This is a genomic window from Chryseobacterium sp. KBW03, assembly GCF_003852415.1.
In the GTDB taxonomy this organism is placed as follows: domain Bacteria; phylum Bacteroidota; class Bacteroidia; order Flavobacteriales; family Weeksellaceae; genus Chryseobacterium; species Chryseobacterium viscerum.
On record NZ_QAJO01000007.1, the window covers coordinates 37,790 to 57,690 of the forward strand.

Annotated in this window: 16 protein-coding genes; 13 read left to right on the forward strand and 3 right to left on the reverse strand. The window is 37.4% G+C overall.

Going from position 1 to position 19,901, the window contains the following annotated elements; translation table 11 throughout:
- Positions 1–452: 452 nt before the first annotated feature.
- The 11 genes from rpoB to DBR39_RS16165 all read left to right on the forward strand — a co-directional run bounded on the left by rpoB (position 453) and on the right by DBR39_RS16165 (position 15,425).
- The gene (rpoB, locus tag DBR39_RS16115) at positions 453–4,274 is read left to right on the forward strand and encodes a DNA-directed RNA polymerase subunit beta (protein WP_124534784.1); all 3,822 of its coding nucleotides are present in this window, start codon (positions 453–455) and stop codon (positions 4,272–4,274) included.
- A gap of 76 nt (positions 4,275–4,350) precedes the next feature.
- Positions 4,351–8,616 (forward strand): DNA-directed RNA polymerase subunit beta', encoded by a 4,266-nt coding sequence (rpoC, locus tag DBR39_RS16120; protein ID WP_124534786.1) that lies wholly within the window; start codon positions 4,351–4,353, stop codon positions 8,614–8,616.
- Positions 8,617–8,703: 87 nt separating this feature from the next.
- The gene (locus tag DBR39_RS16125) at positions 8,704–9,009 is read left to right on the forward strand and encodes a DUF3467 domain-containing protein (RefSeq protein WP_002976436.1); all 306 of its coding nucleotides are present in this window, start codon (positions 8,704–8,706) and stop codon (positions 9,007–9,009) included.
- A gap of 189 nt (positions 9,010–9,198) precedes the next feature.
- Entirely contained in the window at positions 9,199–9,849 is a 651-nt protein-coding gene (locus tag DBR39_RS16130) for a Crp/Fnr family transcriptional regulator (protein WP_124534788.1), read from the forward strand.
- 126 nt (positions 9,850–9,975) lie between these two features.
- The gene (locus tag DBR39_RS16135) at positions 9,976–10,818 is read left to right on the forward strand and encodes a DUF5777 family beta-barrel protein (protein WP_124534790.1); all 843 of its coding nucleotides are present in this window, start codon (positions 9,976–9,978) and stop codon (positions 10,816–10,818) included.
- A 1-nt stretch (position 10,819) separates the two neighbouring features.
- Complete coding sequence (locus tag DBR39_RS16140; protein WP_228447852.1) at positions 10,820–11,167, forward strand: hypothetical protein; 348 nt, start codon at positions 10,820–10,822, stop codon at positions 11,165–11,167.
- Between the two features lie 10 nt (positions 11,168–11,177).
- Positions 11,178–11,723 carry a YceI family protein gene (locus tag DBR39_RS16145; protein ID WP_124534794.1) on the forward strand — a complete coding sequence of 182 codons (546 nt, stop codon included), beginning with the start codon at positions 11,178–11,180 and terminating at the stop codon, positions 11,721–11,723.
- A complete protein-coding gene (locus tag DBR39_RS16150; RefSeq protein WP_124534796.1) occupies positions 11,720–12,244 on the forward strand; it encodes an ankyrin repeat domain-containing protein in 525 nt (174 codons plus the stop codon). Before DBR39_RS16145 ends, DBR39_RS16150 begins: the two co-directional genes overlap by 4 nt.
- A 1-nt stretch (position 12,245) precedes the next feature.
- Positions 12,246–13,004: a T9SS type A sorting domain-containing protein gene (locus DBR39_RS16155; RefSeq protein ID WP_124534798.1), complete on the forward strand. Its 759-nt coding sequence runs from the start codon at positions 12,246–12,248 to the stop codon at positions 13,002–13,004.
- A 182-nt stretch (positions 13,005–13,186) separates the two neighbouring features.
- Positions 13,187–14,032: a GNAT family N-acetyltransferase gene (locus DBR39_RS16160; RefSeq protein ID WP_124534800.1), complete on the forward strand. Its 846-nt coding sequence runs from the start codon at positions 13,187–13,189 to the stop codon at positions 14,030–14,032.
- Positions 14,033–14,141: 109 nt separating this feature from the next.
- On the forward strand, positions 14,142–15,425 hold the full coding sequence (locus tag DBR39_RS16165; RefSeq protein WP_124534802.1) for an ectonucleotide pyrophosphatase/phosphodiesterase: 1,284 nt from the start codon (positions 14,142–14,144) through the stop codon (positions 15,423–15,425).
- A gap of 275 nt (positions 15,426–15,700) precedes the next feature.
- Here DBR39_RS16165 and DBR39_RS16170 read toward each other — a convergent pair whose 3' ends face one another.
- Positions 15,701–16,579, reverse strand: coding sequence for an NAD(P)H-binding protein (locus DBR39_RS16170; RefSeq protein WP_124534804.1), 879 nt, complete (start codon positions 16,577–16,579; stop codon positions 15,701–15,703).
- Positions 16,580–16,662: 83 nt separating this feature from the next.
- On the opposite strand from DBR39_RS16170, the gene DBR39_RS16175 reads away from it, so the two are divergent.
- A complete protein-coding gene (locus tag DBR39_RS16175; protein WP_124534806.1) occupies positions 16,663–17,091 on the forward strand; it encodes a winged helix-turn-helix transcriptional regulator in 429 nt (142 codons plus the stop codon).
- Positions 17,092–17,140: 49 nt separating this feature from the next.
- Here DBR39_RS16175 and DBR39_RS16180 read toward each other — a convergent pair whose 3' ends face one another.
- Positions 17,141–18,193, reverse strand: coding sequence for an NAD(P)-dependent alcohol dehydrogenase (locus DBR39_RS16180; protein ID WP_124534808.1), 1,053 nt, complete (start codon positions 18,191–18,193; stop codon positions 17,141–17,143).
- Positions 18,194–18,207: 14 nt separating this feature from the next.
- On the reverse strand, positions 18,208–18,618 hold the full coding sequence (locus DBR39_RS16185) for a cupin domain-containing protein (RefSeq protein WP_124534810.1): 411 nt from the start codon (positions 18,616–18,618) through the stop codon (positions 18,208–18,210).
- A gap of 131 nt (positions 18,619–18,749) precedes the next feature.
- On the opposite strand from DBR39_RS16185, the gene DBR39_RS16190 reads away from it, so the two are divergent.
- The gene (locus DBR39_RS16190; RefSeq protein ID WP_109739072.1) at positions 18,750–19,652 is read left to right on the forward strand and encodes a helix-turn-helix domain-containing protein; all 903 of its coding nucleotides are present in this window, start codon (positions 18,750–18,752) and stop codon (positions 19,650–19,652) included.
- Positions 19,653–19,901: the final 249 nt, after the last annotated feature.

Genomic DNA, 19,901 nt, shown 5'->3' on the forward strand with positions numbered 1-19,901 from the left:
TAAGATTAGCTTGTGTTGTGGAGAGGCTGCTCATGTTTGAGCAGTCTCTCTTATTTTAAGAGCCTCAAAATGAGATGATTTATTTGTTATTGTGGATGAATTTTTGTATCTTTGCCCCTCTTTTGGCGCGGAAAATTGTTTGTAAATTTATAAAATATTGAAAATCAACTCTTTCATTGTGAAAACATGAAGGGGATTTCGTATATATAGATATTGCGGTGATACAGCCTCAAAAGTAGTAAAAATATTTTGCATTACACTGTGAAAAGATATACCAGTGTTGCAGTTAGGAATCAGACAAAAGATCTAAAGAACTTAGAATAAAGAACAAAGACCGATAATTGCGCCAAAATTTTCTTTACTTTTTCTTTTTTACAGCCTCTTTTCACTTTTTCTCTCCTGATATTTTTTTAATAAATCAAAATATTTTTTAACCCTTTCTTAAAAGTTTTATGAGTAAAACAAAATCAACAACTCAAGGAAATCCGAGAATTAATTTCTCATCAGCGAAAGGAAAAATTATCACTCCTGACTTTTTGGATATCCAAATCCAGTCTTTCAGAGAATTTTTCCAGCTTGATACACTTCCTGAAGCCAGAAAGACAGAAGCTCTTTACAAGACTTTCCAAGAGAATTTCCCAATTACGGATTCAAGAAACCAATTCGTATTAGAATTCTTAGACTATCTGGTAGATTCTCCACGTTATTCAATCGATGAGTGTGTGGAAAGAGGACTTACTTATTCAGTTCCTCTAAAAGCTAGACTTAAGTTGTATTGTACTGACCCGGAACACGAAGATTTCCAAACTGTGGTTCAGGACGTATATTTAGGTCCGGTTCCTTACATGACGCCAAGTGGTTCTTTCATCATCAATGGTGCAGAGAGAGTTATTGTTACGCAGCTTCACCGTTCACCTGGTGTATTCTTCGGACAAACTTATCACGCGAATGGAACCAAACTATACTATTCAAGAATTATCCCTTTCAAAGGATCTTGGATGGAATTTACAACGGATATCAACAGCGTAATGTACGCGTATATCGACCGTAAGAAAAAATTACCATTAACAACTTTATTAAGAGCAATCGGGTACGAATCTGACAAGGACATCCTTCAGATCTTTGACCTTGCTGAAGAAGTGAAAGTTTCTAAAGCTGCCCTGAAAAAAGTAGAAGGGAGAACATTGGCTGCGAGAGTATTGAACACTTGGTTCGAAGATTTCGTAGACGAAGATACAGGTGAAGTAGTTTCTATCGAAAGAAACGAAATCATCTTGGATAGAGAAACTATTCTTGAAAAAGAACATTTAGATCTTATCTTGGATGCTGGTGTGAAATCAATCCTGATTCACAAAGAAAACAGCAACGAATTCTCTATCATCCAGAATACATTACAAAAAGACCCTACTAACTCTGAAAAAGAAGCGGTAGAGTACATTTATCGTCAGTTAAGAAATGCAGATCCACCCGATGAGGAAACTGCAAGAGGAATCATTGAAAAATTATTCTTCTCCGAGCAGAGATACTCTTTAGGTGAAGTAGGACGTTACAGACTAAACAAAAAGTTAAGCCTAAACATCCCAACTACAACTGAAGTTCTTACAAAAGAAGATATCATTGCGATTGTAAGACACTTAATTGAGTTAGTAAACTCAAAAACTGATGTTGATGATATTGACCACTTATCAAACAGAAGAATTAAAACTGTTGGTGAGCAATTAGCAGGACAGTTCGGGGTAGGTCTTTCAAGAATTGCAAGAACAATCAAGGAAAGAATGAACGTTAGAGATAACGAAATCTTTACTCCACTTGATCTTGTAAACGCTAAGACTTTAACATCTGTTATCAACTCGTTCTTTGGTACCAACCAGCTTTCTCAGTTCATGGACCAAACCAACCCTCTATCAGAGATCACTCACAAGAGAAGATTATCTGCACTAGGGCCTGGTGGTTTATCAAGAGAAAGAGCAGGTTTCGAGGTTCGTGACGTTCACCATACTCACTACGGAAGAATTTGTCCGATTGAAACTCCGGAAGGACCAAACATCGGTTTGATTTCATCTCTAGGGATCTATGCTAAAATCAACAGACTAGGTTTCATCGAAACTCCGTATAGAAAAGTAGAAGGTGGTAAGATTGAGCTTAATGCAGATCCTATCTATCTGAATGCAGAAGACGAAGAAGACAAAGTAATTGCTCAGGCAAACGTTGAATTGAGCGATAACGGTGATTTCTTAACAGATAGAATTATTGCAAGATTAGATGGTGACTACCCGGTAGTTGAACCAGCTCAGGTTAACCTTATCGATGTTGCACCAAACCAGATCTCTGGTATTTCCGCTTCATTAATTCCATTCTTGGAGCATGATGATGCGAACCGTGCATTGATGGGATCTAACATGATGCGTCAGGCCGTTCCTCTATTGAAGCCACAGGCTCCAATCGTTGGTACTGGGCTTGAGCAGCAAGTTGCAAGAGATTCAAGAATCTTAATTAACGCTGAAGGTACAGGTACTGTAGAGTACGTAGATGCTGACAGAATCGTTATTAAATATGAAAGAAGTGAAGACGAAGATTTAGTACAATTCGAGTCTGCTACTAAAACATATAAACTTACTAAGTTTAGAAAAACTAACCAGAGTACAACGATCACACTAAGACCAAACGTAAGAGTAGGTGATGTAGTAGAGAAAGGACAAGTACTTTGCGATGGTTATGCTACTGAAAAAGGAGAATTGGCTCTTGGTAGAAACTTAGTGGTAGCGTTCATGCCTTGGAAAGGATACAACTTTGAGGATGCAATCGTAATCAATGAAAAAGTTGTACGTGAAGACTGGTTTACTTCAATCCACGTAGATGAGTATTCTCTTGAAGTTCGTGATACCAAACTAGGTATGGAAGAGCTTACAGCAGATATTCCAAACGTTTCTGAAGAAGCTACTAAAGATCTTGACGAGAACGGTATGATCAGAATCGGTGCTGAAGTGAAGCCTGGAGATATCATGATTGGTAAAATTACTCCAAAAGGTGAATCTGACCCGACTCCTGAAGAAAAACTTCTTAGAGCAATCTTCGGTGATAAAGCTGGTGATGTGAAAGATGCTTCATTGAAAGCAGACTCTTCATTAAGAGGGGTTGTGATCAACAAGAAATTGTTCTCAAGAAACATCAAAGACAAAAAGAAAAGAACTGAAGAAAAACTTAGACTTGAAGAAATTGAAAACACTTACAAGGCTAAATTTGATGAGTTAAGAAATACTTTAATTGAAAAATTAAATACACTGGTAAGCGGTAAAACTTCTCAAGGGGTACAAAACGACCTTGATGAGGAAATTATCGGTAAAGGAGTAAAATTCACTCACAAATTATTGACTTCAGTTGAAGATTATGTAAACGTTAGTGGTGCAGACTGGACAGTTGACGCTGACAAGAATGAATTGATCAAACAATTGATTCACAATTACAAAATCAAATATAACGATATCCAAGGAGTTAAAAACCGTGAGAAATTTGCAATTTCAATCGGAGATGAGCTTCCTGCAGGAATCATGAAGTTGGCTAAAGTTTACATCGCTAAGAAACGTAAACTGAATGTAGGAGATAAAATGGCAGGACGTCACGGTAACAAAGGTATCGTTTCAAGAATCGTTCGTGAAGAAGATATGCCATTCCTTGAAGACGGAACACCAGTAGATATCGTATTGAATCCACTAGGGGTACCTTCTCGTATGAACATCGGTCAGATTTATGAAACAGTTCTTGGATGGGCTGGCCAGAAGCTGGGTATGAAGTTCGCTACGCCGATCTTTGACGGAGCTACTCTTGATCAGATCACTGAATATACTGAGAAAGCAGGAGTTCCTAAATTCGGTCACACTCACCTTTATGATGGAGGTACCGGAGAAAGATTTACTCAGGCCGCTACAGTAGGTATTATCTACATGCTGAAACTAGGGCACATGGTTGATGATAAGATGCACGCACGTTCTATCGGTCCTTACTCATTGATTACTCAACAGCCGTTAGGAGGTAAAGCTCAGTTCGGAGGTCAGAGATTCGGAGAGATGGAGGTTTGGGCACTTGAAGCATTCGGTGCATCGAATATCCTTAGAGAAATCCTGACTGTGAAGTCTGATGACGTGATTGGTAGAGCAAAAACTTATGAAGCAATTGCAAAAGGTGAATCTATGCCTGAACCAGGTATTCCAGAATCATTCAATGTATTACTTCACGAGTTACAAGGACTTGGACTTGACGTAAGACTTGAGGAATAATTTTAAATTTTGAATGTTGAATTTTGAATCAGTTCAGAATTCTATAATCCAAAATTTATAATCCAAAATCTAAATAATGTCAAATAAAAATAAATCAAGTAGATTTAATAAAATAACCATCGGTTTAGCTTCACCGGAGTCTATTTTGCAAGACTCAAGAGGGGAGGTTTTAAAACCGGAAACTATTAACTACAGAACTCACAAACCGGAAAGAGACGGGCTATTCTGTGAGAAAATCTTTGGTCCTGTAAAGGATTACGAATGTGCTTGTGGTAAATACAAGAGAATTCGTTACAAAGGGATCGTTTGTGACCGTTGTGGTGTAGAAGTTACCGAGAAAAAAGTAAGAAGAGAAAGAATCGGACATATTGGTTTGGTTGTTCCTATTGCTCATATCTGGTATTTCCGTTCTTTACCAAACAAAATCGGTTACCTTTTAGGAATTCCTTCTAAGAAATTAGACATGATCATCTACTACGAAAGATATGTAGTGATTCAGCAGGGTATTGCTAAAAAATTAGACGGTTCTGATTTTGAAAATATGGAATTCCTTACAGAAGAAGAGTACCTTGACATCATGGATACCCTTCCTGTAGAAAACCAATATCTTGATGATTCTGATCCAAACAAATTCATCGCCAGAATGGGTGCTGAGGCTGTTGAAGATCTATTAAAAAGAATCGATCTTGATGCATTGTCTTTCGACTTGAGACACAAAGCTCACAACGAAGGTTCTAAGCAAAGAAGAACAGAAGCTCTAAAAAGATTGAACGTTGTAGAAGCATTAAGAGGTGCTAATACAAGAATGATCAACAGACCAGAGTGGATGATCATGCGTGTACTTCCTGTTATCCCACCAGAACTAAGACCATTAGTTCCATTGGATGGAGGACGTTTCGCAACTTCCGACTTGAATGACCTTTATAGAAGAGTTATTATCAGAAATAACCGTTTGAAGAGATTATTGGAGATCAAAGCTCCTGAAGTAATCTTGAGAAACGAGAAGCGTATGCTTCAGGAATCAGTAGATTCATTATTCGATAACACAAGAAAATCTTCTGCAGTAAAATCTGAATCAAACAGACCATTGAAATCACTTTCAGATTCATTGAAAGGTAAGCAAGGTCGTTTCCGTCAGAACTTACTAGGGAAAAGGGTAGATTACTCGGCGCGTTCCGTAATTGTTGTAGGTCCAAACTTACAGCTTCACGAATGTGGTATTCCTAAAGATATGGCAGCTGAATTGTACAAACCATTTATCATTAGAAAACTAATTGAAAGAGGGATTGTAAAAACTGTGAAATCTGCAAAGAGAATTATCGACAGAAAAGAACCTGTAGTATATGATATCCTTGAAAACGTGATGAAAGGTCACCCTGTTCTACTGAACAGAGCACCTACGCTTCACAGACTGGGTATTCAGGCTTTCCAACCTAAGATGATCGAAGGTAAGGCAATCCAGCTGCACCCGTTAGTAACAACAGCATTCAACGCCGATTTCGATGGTGACCAGATGGCGGTACACTTACCGTTAGGACCAGAAGCGATCCTTGAAGCGCAGTTATTGATGTTAGGTTCTCAAAATATCTTGAACCCTGCAAACGGTTCTCCAATTACGGTACCTTCTCAGGACATGGTTCTTGGTCTTTATTTCATGACTAAAGAATTGAGCTCTACAGAAGATATGAAAGTAAAAGGGGAAGGTCTTGCATTCTATTCTCCTGAGGAAGCGGAAATCGCTTATGCTGAAGGTAGAGTTTCTTTAAATGCTAAGGTAAGATGTAGACTTCCAATCAAAGAAAACGGTGAAATCACTACGAAATTAATCGAAACTTCTGTTGGTAGAATCTTATTTAACCAAATCGTTCCTAAGCAGTCAGGATATATCAATGAACTTCTTACGAAGAAATCATTGAGAAACGTTATCGGTAAGATTCTTGCTGATACGGATTTCCCTACAACTGTGAAGTTCTTGGATGCAATGAAAGACCTAGGGTATTCAAACGCATTCAAAGGAGGTCTTTCTTTCTCACTTGGGGATATTGTAGTTCCTGTTGAGAAAAAGCAAATGATTGCTACTTCTATTGAAACAGTAGACGAAATTAGAGCCAACTATAACATGGGTCTAATTACAGATACAGAACGTTATAACCAGGTAATCGACGTTTGGACAAACACCAACGCTGGATTAACTGAAATGATCATGAGCAGAATGAAAGTTGACCAAGGTGGATTCAATTCTGTATACATGATGCTTGACTCTGGGGCGAGGGGTTCTAAAGAACAGATCCGTCAGTTATCAGGGATGAGAGGTTTGATGGCAAAACCGCAAAAAGCCGGTTCTACCGGAGCGGAAATTATCGAAAACCCGATCCTTGCAAACTTTAAGGAAGGTCTTTCGATTCTAGAGTACTTTATCTCTACCCACGGTGCTCGTAAGGGTCTTGCGGATACCGCTCTTAAGACAGCCGATGCTGGTTACTTAACGAGAAGATTGGTAGACGTTGCACAGGACGTTATCGTTACAGAAGACGACTGTGGAACTCTAAGAGGTACAGAAGTTACTGCACTTAAGAAAAATGACGAGATCGTTGAAAAGATTTCTGAAAGAATCTTAGGTAGAGTATCTCTTCATAATATCTATGATCCTGAAACTGATGAGCTAATTGCTACTGCAGATCAGGTAATCATCGAAGCATTAGCTAAGAGAATTGAAGAAGCTGGACTAGAAGCGGTTGAAGTTCGTTCACCGTTAACTTGTGAGGCTAAGAAAGGAATCTGTGCAAAATGTTACGGTAGAAACTTGGCAACAGGTAAAGTGATCCATATGGGTGAAGCTGTAGGGGTAATTGCCGCGCAGTCAATTGGTGAACCGGGAACTCAGTTAACATTGAGAACTTTCCACCAGGGAGGGGTTTCAACAAACGTTTCCGAAAACCCATCTATTGTTGCTAGAAGAGACGGTATCGTTGAATTGGATGAAGTAAGAACAATTACTTCTGAAGACGAAAACGGTAACACTGCAGAAGTAGTGGTTTCACGTACAACGGAATTCAGATTGGTAGCTGAGAATGAGACTAAAACTCCATTAATGATCGCTAACGTACCTTATGGTGCTATATTATCTGTAAAACCAGGTGATAAAGTGAAAAAAGGAGATGTCATCTGTAAGTGGGATCCGTATAACGCGGTTATCATTGCAGAAACTGCTGGTAAAGTAGAATATGAAGATATCATCCAGGGTATTTCATTCCAACTGGAAATTGACGAACAAACAGGATTCGAAGAGAAAGTAATCTCTGAATCTAGAAATAAGAAAGCCGTACCTACCCTGAAAGTGGTAGACTCTAAAGGAGTTGAGCAGAAAGCTTACAACTTACCGGTAGGAGCCCACTTAATGGTAAACGATGGTGAAAAAATTAAAGCAGGTAAAGTTTTAATCAAGATCCCAAGAAAAGCTGCAAAGACAGGGGATATCACCGGAGGTCTTCCGAGAGTTACCGAATTATTCGAAGCAAGAAACCCTTCAAACCCAGCGGTTGTTACTGAAATCGACGGGGTAGTTTCTTACGGAAAAATTAAGAGAGGTAACCGTGAATTGATCGTAGAAGCTAAAACTGGAGAAAGAAAAATTTACTTGGTAAAACTTTCTAACCAGATCTTGGTTCAGGAGAATGACTTCGTAAGAGCTGGTTCTCCACTTTCTGACGGTTCAGTGACTCCGGACGACATCCTGAAGATCAAAGGACCAACTGCGGTTCAGGAATACTTAGTAAATGAGATTCAGGAAGTTTACCGTCTACAGGGGGTAAAAATCGACGACAAGCACTTCGAAATTATCGTAAGACAGATGATGACGAAAGTATCTATCGTAGATGGAGGTGATACTCAATTCCTTGAAGGAGCTCTTGAACATAAATATGACTTCCTAGAAGAAAACAACAGAGTATTCGGTCTTAAAGTAGTAGTAGAAGCTGGTGATTCTAAAGAATTCAAACCAGGTCAGATGATTACTGCAAGAGAATTAAGAGACGAAAACTCTAAGTTGAAGCGTGAAGATCAGGCTTTAGTTGAAGTAAGAGAAGCTTTACCTGCTACAGCAACGCCTGTACTACAAGGTATTACAAGAGCAGCTCTTCAGACTAAGTCATTCATGTCTGCAGCATCATTCCAGGAAACAACTAAGGTTCTTAACGAAGCAGCAGTTGCTGGTAAGGTAGATGCCCTAGGTGGTCTTAAAGAAAATGTAATTGTAGGACACAGAATTCCTGCAGGTACAGGTCTTAAAGAATATCAGAATGTTATTGTAGGTTCTAAGAAAGAATTCGAAGACCTTAACTAAAATTAATGATTTGAAATTTGGGGTTTGAATTTATTTTTATATTTTCACAATCTCAAATTTCGAATTTTAAAAACATAATTTATAACAATGGACAACAATCAAAATCCACAAGACGGAAACATCAACATCGAATTAAACGAAATGGTAGCTGCTGGTATCTATGCTAACTTAGCTTTAGTAAACCACTCTCCATCTGAATTTGTAGTAGACTTTATTCAGTTGATGCCAGGTGTTCAGCAAGCTAAAGTAAGATCAAGAGTTATTCTTGCTCCACTTCACGCTAAAAGAGTATTAAACGCTCTTCAGCAGAACATCGCTAATTACGAGCAGCAGTTCGGAGAAATCAAAGAAGTTGAGCCTTTCGTATTAGGAGGGAACAACGTTCAAGCGTAAGATTTCTTTTTACAATAAAATAAGAATGCCCTGGTTTTTACCAGGGCATTTTTTATATCCTCAACGCTGCAATAATGAAATAAAGATTGAATTTATCTAATTGTTAATTTTCTTTAATAAAATAAAAATATATAATAACGATATAGCAATTTTATATCTTTGTTTTAGAAAAAGTAGAAAAAGTAAGATATGATTGATAACTCGTTCGCTGTAAGTAAATTTGGCTTTTTAGGTTCTGATTTTTTATCTGAACTGGAAAAGCATGCGGTTGCAATAGATATAAAAGCAAAAACTGAAATCATAAGAGAGGGGCAGAAAAATAAATTTGTACCCTTCTTAATAAAAGGCTCTATCAAGGTTTTTACACTTAATGATGGAAGAGAACTCATCTACTATTATATTAAGCCGAAAGACAGCTGTCTTATGACCTTTTCGTCCATTCTGACAGATTATATCAGCAGAGTATACGCGGTTGCAGAAGAAGACTCAGAAGCTGTTTTGATTCCTGTTTCTATAATACATGAATGGCTGATAAAATTTCCTGAGATCAATAAAGTGTTTTACCATGAATATGACCGGAGATTTTCAGAGGTCATGAGTATGGTGAATGATGCCGTTTTCCACAGATTGGATAAAAGGGTTCTGAATTATATTAACCAGCAGATTTCATCTACGGGAAACAATCCTATTAAGATAACTCATCGTGAAATTGCCAGCAGTTTGGGAACTTCCAGAGAAGTGGTAAGCCGAGTTTTGAAAAAAATTGAAAGCGAAGGTGAAATTATTCAGACGAAAGAAGGAATAAAAGTTCCTGTAAATGAAAATGTTAGAGTTGACTAATTTTATTTGTTTGGAAAGTTTATCTCTCTAATTGATAAAAACAATTTCTTTGGTGACTTTTATCACCTGTTTATGAATTGAGAACTCAATAAGTTTGTCATAGCAATAATTTAATCTAAATTGTATATGACAAAAACTCTCTTATTTTTGTCAATATTTTCTTCAGGTCTTGCCTTTGCACAGGAAGATCTGTTGAAAGATATTGACACGGTGAAAACCAACACAGAAACCTCACAACCCGCTTTCAAAGCCCTTCAGATTGTTACGGGACAATCTACAAAACTGGCCGCCAAAAAGGAATGGTACATCATCGTAGCCCATAGATTTGGAGACATAAGCGCAGGATTTAAAGACTTTTTCGGTCTGGATCATGCCTCAACCAAATTAGGTGTTATCTACGGTATTTCAGATGCAGTATCTGTAAGCCTTTCCAGAGAAACGAATATGAAAACGTTTGAAGGAGCAGTGAAATACAGACTGGTAAAACAAAACGAAAACTTTCCTGTAGACATTGTAGGCTATAATGTAATGGCTGCCAATACAGAATTGGATAAAGATACTTATCCACACCTTAAGTTCAGTGACAGGCTGTCTTATCTTACACAGGCATTAATCTCAAGAAGATTCAGTGATAAGTTCTCGTTACAGCTTACCCCTTCCTTTGTTCATAAAAACCTTTACGAACCCACGATTGAAAACAAAAACCAGTTTTTGGCAGGTTTGGGAGGACGGTATAAAATTTCAAAAAGAGTTTCTCTGAATGCAGAATACTTTGTGAATTTTGATGATCACAGCTTTTATAAAAACCCTCTGTCATTGGGGATGGATATAGAAACTGGAGGACACGTTTTCCAGCTTTTACTGACGAACTCCCAGATAAACTCCGATATCGGATATCTTACCAATGCCACAGGAGCATGGGGAAAAGGGCATATTTTCTTTGGGTTTAATCTTTATAGAGTTTTTTAATATGAAAAAGCTAACATCCTTATTAATAGTATCGTCAGTAATCATACTGACGGCTTGTGATAGCAGAACTTATGAAGAGATTTCTGATAATACACCAATCACTACACCTGTAAATTACACTGCAGAGGTGAAACCAATTATAGATAACAGCTGTATAGGCTGTCATTCTGCAGGAAGCTTCAAACCTCTGGTTACTTACAATCAGGTAAAAAATAACATAGACGGAATTCTGGACCGCATCCAAAGACCTAATGGTGATCCCGGGAAAATGCCGCAGGGAGGATCGCTGTCTGCAGCCCAGATCAATATTTTCATCAAATGGAAAGCTGACGGATTAAATGAAAATTAAAAAAATTGATATGAAAAAATTAACATTATTAAGCGTATTACTTCTTTCTGCAGGGTACGCTTCAGCACAGAAATACAGCTCTAAAACAGGGAAACTTACTTTCGAAGCTTCGGTGCCCCTGTTTGATAATATTTTTGCTCAGGATGACACGAATGTAGTGATTTTAAATGCAGACAACGGTGAAATGGCATCGGTGTCAACTGTTAAAAACTTTCATTTTAAAACAAAACTAATGGAAGAACATTTTAATGAAAGTTATGCCGAATCTGCAAAATATCCGAAAACAACTTTCAAAGGGAAAATTATCAACTTTGATAAAGCAAAGCTGAGCACAAGCCCTCAAAAATATACAGTTCAGGGAACTCTTAATTTTCACGGAGTAGACAAAGCCATTACTTCTGCAGCAACTCTATATGCAAAAGATGGTAAAATCTATATGCAGGGTGGTTTTGTAGCGAGACCTGTAGATTATAAAGTGACCATCCCTAAAATGGTAACCAAGAAAGTAGCTGAAAATGTCAATATTGAATACAACTACGTAATGGGAAAACAATGAAAAACATAATCTTGGTATTAGGACTATTTCTGAGCTCATTGCTATTGGGTCAGGAAAAGGCGAAATCAATATTTGATGTTGCCAGAAGCGGAACAGTTACTGAAGTACAGGAACTGATGAAACAAAACCCAGACGTCATTAATCAGGTTAATGAAAACGGTTTTTCACCACTTATTTTAGCCTGCTACAGAGGAAACACAAGTGTTGCTGATTTTTTGATCGACAACGTGAAAGATGTGAACTATAAAAGCCGTGAAGGAACGGCACTGGCAGGTCTTGCCATAAAATACAACAAAGATCTGGTAGAACATCTATTGAAGAAAAAAGCAGATCCCAATATTGCAGATGCCACAGGATACACCCCTTTATTCTGGGCTGTAAAATCTGGAAATAAGGAACTGATAGAACAGCTGCTTAAATATAAAGCAGATAAAACAAAAAAAGACTCAATGGGAATGACTCCTTTTGAATATGCATTACAAACCAACAACAAAGAAATTATTAATCTTTTAAAAAATTGATATGAAAAAAACTCTACTAGCACTCAGTTTAGCACTTGCAAATTTTGCCTGGGCACAGTTTTCGTCAGGAACGGTAAATTTACCGGCAACAGCCATGACGGTGAAATTAGACACAACTCCAACAGGAGTAACCCTTACAGTAACAGGAGATAGTAACTCTATGTTGGGAATAGGTTTTGGAGGAAATGGTGTAAACACAGGGGGGATGGCTTCAGGTTCAGACGGATTTATTTATAATTCATCAACTAACAGAGATTATACATTTATTGGAATGACAACACCTAACGTTGATGGTTCTCAAGACTGGACGGAAACCTCCAATACCATATCTGGATCTACAAGAACTGTGGTGGCAACAAGATCACTTTCCGGAGGAGCGGGAGATTTTGCTATTGCGAACGCAGCAGGAACAATCAACATTTTTTATTCAAGAAAAACAGGGACCGGGATCGGTTATCATGATATAGGAAGAGGATATGCATCATTAACAATGGCTGCCGCTACTTTATCAACCAATGAAATTGCTGCCAATAGCAAGAAGGTAAGTCTTTACCCAAATCCTGCGAAAACAACAGTAAATTTCAAAAATGCTGATAAGATAAAATCCATTGATATCTACGAAGCCACTGGAAGAAAAGTGAAGTCAGTAAGACCGGATGGAGAAAATATCAGTGTCGAAGATCTGAAGACAGGAAGCTATTATCTTGAAATTCAGCTTAAAGATGGAACTACATCTTACGAAAAATTGATTAAAGAGTAATTTTTTTAATACACCTTAAATATTTAGCAATGAATACCTCTGATTTTTCAGGGGTATCATTTTTTCTTAAAGTACCCATTCTAGGGGGATTGCTGTAAAATCCATATATTTGTGTATACCCGGATTGGAAAGAAGATCGTGTTATAGGATGATGATTTTTAATCTGATAATTTAAAATATCAATGGAGTTCAAAACATTAGCAAATACAAGTATAGATGAAATTTTATCAGTGTTCAACCATTCATTTTCTGATTATATTGTTCCTTTTCATTTAACAAAAGAGGTGCTTATTTCAAAAATTGCAGCTGAAAAACTGGATATGAATATCTCTGTCGGAGCATTTGAGGAGGGGCGGTTGGTAAGCTTTATTCTTCAGGCTGAAAAAGTTGAAAATGGCGAGAAAACAATCTATAATGGAGGTACTGGTGTCGTTCCGGAAAGCAGAGGCAAAGGATTGGTGAGGAAAATGTATGACTTTATCATTCCTGTATTGAAAGAAAGAAATGCCAATATATTACTGCTTGAAGTGATTGAAGGAAATCAAAATGCAATCAGAGCCTATGAAAATCTGGGCTTCACGATTGTTCGAAGACTGCTTTGCTTTAACGGAAATATTAAGAAAGGAAAAGAAAATGCTGAGGTTTCTATCCAGGAGCTGAAAGACTTTCAATGGGAGAAATTATGTTCATTCTGGGATATTGAACCTTCCTGGCAGGGATCTGTTTTTGTATTGGAACCCATGCCCGAACATTATGTAACGCTGGGAGCTTATGATGGTGAAAGATTGGTTGGTTATATCATCTACGGTCCTGCATCAAAAAAAGTATATCAGATTGCTGTTGATAAAAATTATAGAAATCAAGGAGTTGGCACCATGCTTTTCAATGCTCTCTTACAAAAAAATAACGGACAGCCTATAGCCCTGAACAATGTGGATGACTCCTCAGAAAATATCAGTAAGTTTCTCAGTGAAAAGATTGGCCTCAACAATTGGCTGTCACAATTTGAAATGAAAAGACCTATTTAACAAATATTAATTTTGATTCGAAAAAAATAAGAGGTTTTAATATACTTTTAATCTCTTAAACTTTTCAGGGAGAAGTATAGGATGTAACTTTGCTGAAAATTTTTAAATAATGAAGCGAGGAATCCATTTTTTACTGCTGCTCATTTCCTTTACGGCTTTTGCGCAACAGGTAAATATTGATACAGCCCAGGTTGTTATACCGGGTAGACAAAACAGTATTGAAGCACAGTCAAAACCTTATGTGATTATGATATCTACAGACGGGTTCCGTTATGATTATGCTCAAAAATATAATGCTGAAAACCTGCTGAAGCTTGCTAATGGTGGAGTAAAAGCAGAAGCAATGATTCCCAGTTATCCAAGTATTACGTTTCCCAATCACTGGAGCCTGATCACCGGGCTTTATCCTTCTCATCATGGTTTGATTGATAACTTTTTCTATGATTACAAGAGAAAGGAAACTTATGCGATGAGCAGCAAGAAAAATGCTGAAGATGGCAGCTGGTATGGGGGAACTCCACTTTGGGGGCTCGCTGAAAAACAAGGAATGGTATCAGCTTCTTTAATGTGGGTAGGATCTGCCAGTGATGCCGGAGGAATGAGACCTACTTATTATTATCCTTATCACGAAAAATTCAAACCTTCCGAAAAAGTAGAAAAAGTAGTCAACTGGTTGAAATTACCGGAAGATAAAAGACCGCATTTTATTACATTATATTTCCCGGAAGTGGATGGAAGCGGGCATCATTATGGCCCGGATACGAAAGAAACTGAAACCGCTGTTCATCTGATCGACCAGGCAATAGGGGATCTTGTTCAGAAAGTAGATGGATTAGGCTTAAAAAATGTCAACTTTATTTTTGTTTCCGACCACGGAATGATCAAAGTAGACGGAGGTACACCTTTGGAAATCCCGGCTGTTCTTTTGGATAAAAACAGATTTGACTTTTACAATTCCCAGACCTTATTAAGAGTTTACGTTAAAAACCCTGATGAGGTAAAGGCGGTTTACAAACAACTGAAAGCGAATAAAACAGATGATTACGAAGTATATCTGGATAAAAAGCTTCCTAAATATCTGCATTTTGCAACAAGAGACGATCAATACAACAGAATAGGGCAGATTCTTCTCATTCCGAAAGCTCCGAAAATATTCCTGGAAAAAGGTAAAAAGTCATCCGTTGGAAAACATGGGTACAATCCTAAAGTTGTTCCAGAAATGAAAGCTACTTTCTTTGCCTGGGGACCTGAGTTTAAAAATAATCTTGTCATCAGTGAATTCGCTAATATTAATGTTTATCCTTTGGTTGCAGAAGTTTTAGGATTAAAAATTGATCAGCCTATTGATGGAAAACTGAAAGTATTAAAAGAAACTCTGAAAGAACAGAAATAGTCCGAAGAGTAAAAAGATAATATGGTAATATAAGTTTCGGCGCACCAAAGGTGCGCCGAAACTGTTTTTATAACTGACTTAGGAATTAAAAGCGTTAAAAAAATAAGTTTTGTGAACGTTAAGAAAATTCTACTGTTTGAAGCGCGGGGTTCAAATTTGATAATAAATTAATAGTAAATCCGCGCGAGTTTAGAATTTTTAGAGAACAAAAATTATTTTTAGCATTTTAATTCCAGTCTTGAACTTTTGATTCTTTTGTTTCAAGACAAAAGAAATTAAAACTGAGAAGAAAATTCCTTCGCAAAATCTTCTAATTTAACATTTCCTGCAACAGGAGAGCCATGGTCAATAAAATCCTTTTGTACCACTCCGGTTCTTATCCCTCTACCCATTTCAACATACAGTTCTGCCATATCTTTTGGAAGTCCGGCCTGCAGCATTCCGTTTAGGGCTTCTTCATCAGAAAATTCCACCCATGGAAGTTCCGGTTTATTGACTGAGGTTCCTAAAACTTTAGCAAAATCAGAAGCTTTTCGTACATCACTCACGATATATCTTATGCTGTTATTATTTTCGGCTTTCACAAGCTCTTCAGCAGCAGCTTTCGCAATATCAGTAGGGTGTACTACCGGTACTTCAATACCTGCTGGATAATTACTTCCGAGGATACCCGCATTCTGAATTAATGGAATATCATTGAAAAAGTTATTATAGAAATACCCGGCTCTTAAAAAAGTAAAAGCGGTATTTTCTACTTCATTGTATATTTTTTCAATATTATGAAGACCGGCAATCGGACCGTTTTCAACTGGAGATTCAGCACCTACGCTGCTAAGCATAACCGCTCTTTTTACATGGGCATTTTTTAAAGCTTCAGCATAATTTTTTCCTGCATTAGTAGTGTTTTCCACAATTTTATCCGGACTGATCGCTGGAGGAGTCATTACAAAAACAGCATCTGCTCCTTCAAATGTTCGGGTTAAAAACTGAACGTCTGTGATAGACCCTATGGCCGGAGTTGCTCCCAGAGATTCAATATCCTGTTTTCTTGCATTGCTGCTGCTTATAACGGTAATATCATGTCCTTCTGCAACTAATCGTTGTGCTAATGGTTTAGCTACATTTCCTAATGATCCTGTGATTATAATTTTCATAGGTAAAATATTTTTTTATTTCTGAGAACAAAGTTATATTTGTACTTACTTTTATACAAGTACTTACCCTAAAGTATGTAACTATGACAGCGATCAAAGAGAGTTCAACTATCCAGGAAAATAAAAAAACAGTACAGGATTGTCCTGTAATGTACGTCATGGAAAGAATTGGAGGATTCTGGAAACCCATTATCCTGTTCAATCTTTCCACAGGAGAAAAAAGATACAGTGAATTGAAAAAAGCAATTCCCGCCGTAACAGAAAAAATGCTCATTCAACACTTGAAACAACTGGAAGCAGATGGATTAATTATCAGAATGGCAAGACCTGTAGTGCCGCCTCATGTGACTTATAAACTGAGTGAAGCAGGCAATAAACTGGCTCCTGTTATTGATGCTATGGCAGCATGGGCTTTTCAGGATATGGAAAGAAATAACAGTCAATATGCTGAAGAAAACAAATATATGCTGAATAACGATCAGAATGCCTTTAGCCAAAACCTTAAAAAATAAAACAGGCTCTTCAATCCGAAGAGCCTGTTTTTATTATTCTATAGAAGAATTACAAAGATTGCATGTCAATGACGAAACGGTATCTTACATCACTTTTCAACATTCTTTCATAAGCTTCGTTGATGTCCTGCATTTTGATCATTTCAATTTCTGAAACAATATTATGTTCACCACAGAAATCCAGCAATTCCTGAGTTTCCGCGATACCACCAATTACTGAACCGGCTACAGACTTTCTTCCCAATATCATAGGAACAGTATTCAGAATAGGTTCTAAACCTCCCAAATATCCTACAAGAACATGCGTTCCATTAATATTTAACGTGGAAACATATGGATTTACATCATGTACATACGGAACCGTATCAATGATCACATCGAATTTTCCTTTTACAGAATCCATTTGTGCATCATCTGTAGAAATGATAACATGATCAGCACCCAGCTGTTTGGCATCATCTGTTTTTCCCGGAGTTCTTGAGAACAGGGTAACTTCAGCTCCCAATCCTTTTGCCAGTTTGATAGCCATGTGGCCCAAACCACCCAGCCCTACAACAGCTACTTTAGAGCCAGGACCTACATTCCAGTGCTTTAAAGGGGACCATGTTGTAATACCTGCACAAAGAAGTGGAGCTACAGCTGCAAGATCAAGATTTTCAGGTACTTTTAAAACGTGGTGAGAATCTACAACTACTTTTTGAGAATATCCTCCAAAAGTATGACCTCCCAAATGCTTGTCCTTTCCGTTGTATGTCCCTGTGAAACCATTCAGACAATATTGCTCCAGATCATGCTTGCAGCTTTCGCAATGTCCGCAAGAATCTACAATACATCCTACTCCTGCAAGATCACCTACTTTAAATTTGGAAACTTCGCTTCCTACTTTAGTAATTCTTCCCACGATTTCATGCCCCGGAACTGCAGGATACAAAGATCCGCCCCAGTCGTTTCTTGCGGTATGAAGATCAGAGTGGCATACCCCACAGTATAGAATTTCAATTTCTACATCTTTTGAGGTTACTTCTCTTCTTTCAATATTCATTTCTTTCAGATCTGCTGTGGTAGACTCTGCACCATAAGCTTTTACTGTGATTGTACTCATTTTTTATATTTAGTTTAGGTTGATAATTTATTATATTCTTCGTCTGTTACAGGTTCCAGCCATTCCACAATTCCGTTTTGGGTATTGGGATTGATGGCAATATGGGTAAACTCACTGTTCGGAGCAGCCCCATGCCAGTGGATGACATCTGGAAGAATGTTGACAATATCTCCGGCATGTAAAACCTGAGCCGATTGTCCCTTTTCCTGATAGAATCCTGTTCCTGAAGTTACGATTAAAATCTGTCCACCGCCATGAGAGTGCCAGTTATTTCTGCATCCCGGTTCGAACAAGACATTTCCGATCTGACAGTTCAGGTTATCTTCATTGGGTTTAAGGATATGAACCCACGCTGTTCCTCCGGAGAAATAATCCGAAGGAGCTTTTTCCCCTTTCGGAAAGATAGTTGTATTAAAAGTTTCCATAACGATACAAAAGTCGAAACTTTCCCGTAAACCATACTTATACAGATTACCGAATTACTTACCAATTTTACAGACATCATTTCAATTACAAATGAAAGTGGTAATTTTGAATAGTAATAAAAATATACTTCATGGAAAATCAGGAGGTTGAAATCTATAATACGGTCTCGGAATATAATAAAATGGCAAATCATGAAACCCTGCATCCGCTGGTAAGTATCATAGATTTTTCCAAATCCGATCCTATTTGCCAGTATAAAAGAACATTTGGGTTTTATACCGTTTTTCTGAAAGATGTAATGTGTGGAGACATGCAGTATGGAAAACACAGCTACGATTATCAGGAAGGAACTTTAGTTTTTATTGCTCCCGGGCAGACCTATGGAATTTATAATAAAGACAGATTTGTTCAGCCTGCAGGTTTTGCCTTAATTTTTCATCCGGATTTAATAAAAGGAACCAACCTAGGGAAAAACATCAAAGACTATTCATTTTTCTCTTATGATGTACATGAAGCGCTCCATCTCTCTGAAAAAGAAAGAGAAGTGGTGCTGGACTGCTTTAAAAATATTAAACTGGAGCTGGAACAGGCTATTGATAAACACAGCAAATCTTTAATTGTTAATAATATTGAACTGTTCCTGAATTACTGCATGCGGTTTTATGACCGTCAGTTTATTACAAGAGATCATATCAACCAGGGAGTTATCGGAAAATTTGAAAATCTGGTAGATGATTATTTAAAATCGGAGAATCCAAAAAATATAGGTTTTCCCATGGTCAATTACTTTGCAGAGAAACTGAATCTTTCTGCCAATTATTTCGGAGACCTGATTAAAAAAGAACTGGGAATTTCTGCGCAGGAATTTATTCACAATAAGCTTATTGATATTGCCAAAGAACAAATTCTGGATCAGGCAAAAACAATCAGCGAAATTTCCTATGATTTGGGATTCAAATATCCACAGCATTTTACAAGACTGTTCAAAACCAAAGTAGGAATTTCTCCAAGCGAATACAAAATGCTGAACTAGTTTTTTCAACACTAATAACACCATTATAGTTAGTGGACATTTGTGCTTTCATTTGTGCAATTTGTGTTTAAGTTTTTTTTCAACACTAATAACACTAATTTTTTTCGAAAATAGCACCATTATAATTAGTGAATATTTGTGCTCTTATTTGTGAGATTTGTGTTTAGATTTTTTTTAACACTAAGGACACTAATCTTTTCACGAATAACACAATGATGGTTTGTGAATATTTGTGTTTTCATTTGTGAG

Bases quoted from the DNA above. Each gene is read 5' to 3' on its own strand.
- DBR39_RS16125 (WP_002976436.1), top strand. From the start codon at position 8,704: ATGGACAACAATCAAAATCCACAAGACGGAAACATCAACATCGAATTA.
- DBR39_RS16170 (WP_124534804.1), bottom strand. From the start codon at position 16,579: ATGAAAATTATAATCACAGGATCATTAGGAAATGTAGCTAAACCATTA.
- rpoB (WP_124534784.1), top strand. From the start codon at position 453: ATGAGTAAAACAAAATCAACAACTCAAGGAAATCCGAGAATTAATTTC.
- DBR39_RS16150 (WP_124534796.1), top strand. From the start codon at position 11,720: ATGAAAAACATAATCTTGGTATTAGGACTATTTCTGAGCTCATTGCTA.
- DBR39_RS16140 (WP_228447852.1), top strand. From the start codon at position 10,820: ATGAAAAAGCTAACATCCTTATTAATAGTATCGTCAGTAATCATACTG.
- DBR39_RS16155 (WP_124534798.1), top strand. From the start codon at position 12,246: ATGAAAAAAACTCTACTAGCACTCAGTTTAGCACTTGCAAATTTTGCC.
- DBR39_RS16190 (WP_109739072.1), top strand. From the start codon at position 18,750: ATGGAAAATCAGGAGGTTGAAATCTATAATACGGTCTCGGAATATAAT.
- DBR39_RS16165 (WP_124534802.1), top strand. From the start codon at position 14,142: ATGAAGCGAGGAATCCATTTTTTACTGCTGCTCATTTCCTTTACGGCT.
- DBR39_RS16135 (WP_124534790.1), top strand. From the start codon at position 9,976: ATGACAAAAACTCTCTTATTTTTGTCAATATTTTCTTCAGGTCTTGCC.
- DBR39_RS16130 (WP_124534788.1), top strand. From the start codon at position 9,199: ATGATTGATAACTCGTTCGCTGTAAGTAAATTTGGCTTTTTAGGTTCT.
- DBR39_RS16145 (WP_124534794.1), top strand. From the start codon at position 11,178: ATGAAAAAATTAACATTATTAAGCGTATTACTTCTTTCTGCAGGGTAC.
- DBR39_RS16160 (WP_124534800.1), top strand. From the start codon at position 13,187: ATGGAGTTCAAAACATTAGCAAATACAAGTATAGATGAAATTTTATCA.
- DBR39_RS16175 (WP_124534806.1), top strand. From the start codon at position 16,663: ATGACAGCGATCAAAGAGAGTTCAACTATCCAGGAAAATAAAAAAACA.
- DBR39_RS16185 (WP_124534810.1), bottom strand. From the start codon at position 18,618: ATGGAAACTTTTAATACAACTATCTTTCCGAAAGGGGAAAAAGCTCCT.
- DBR39_RS16180 (WP_124534808.1), bottom strand. From the start codon at position 18,193: ATGAGTACAATCACAGTAAAAGCTTATGGTGCAGAGTCTACCACAGCA.
- rpoC (WP_124534786.1), top strand. From the start codon at position 4,351: ATGTCAAATAAAAATAAATCAAGTAGATTTAATAAAATAACCATCGGT.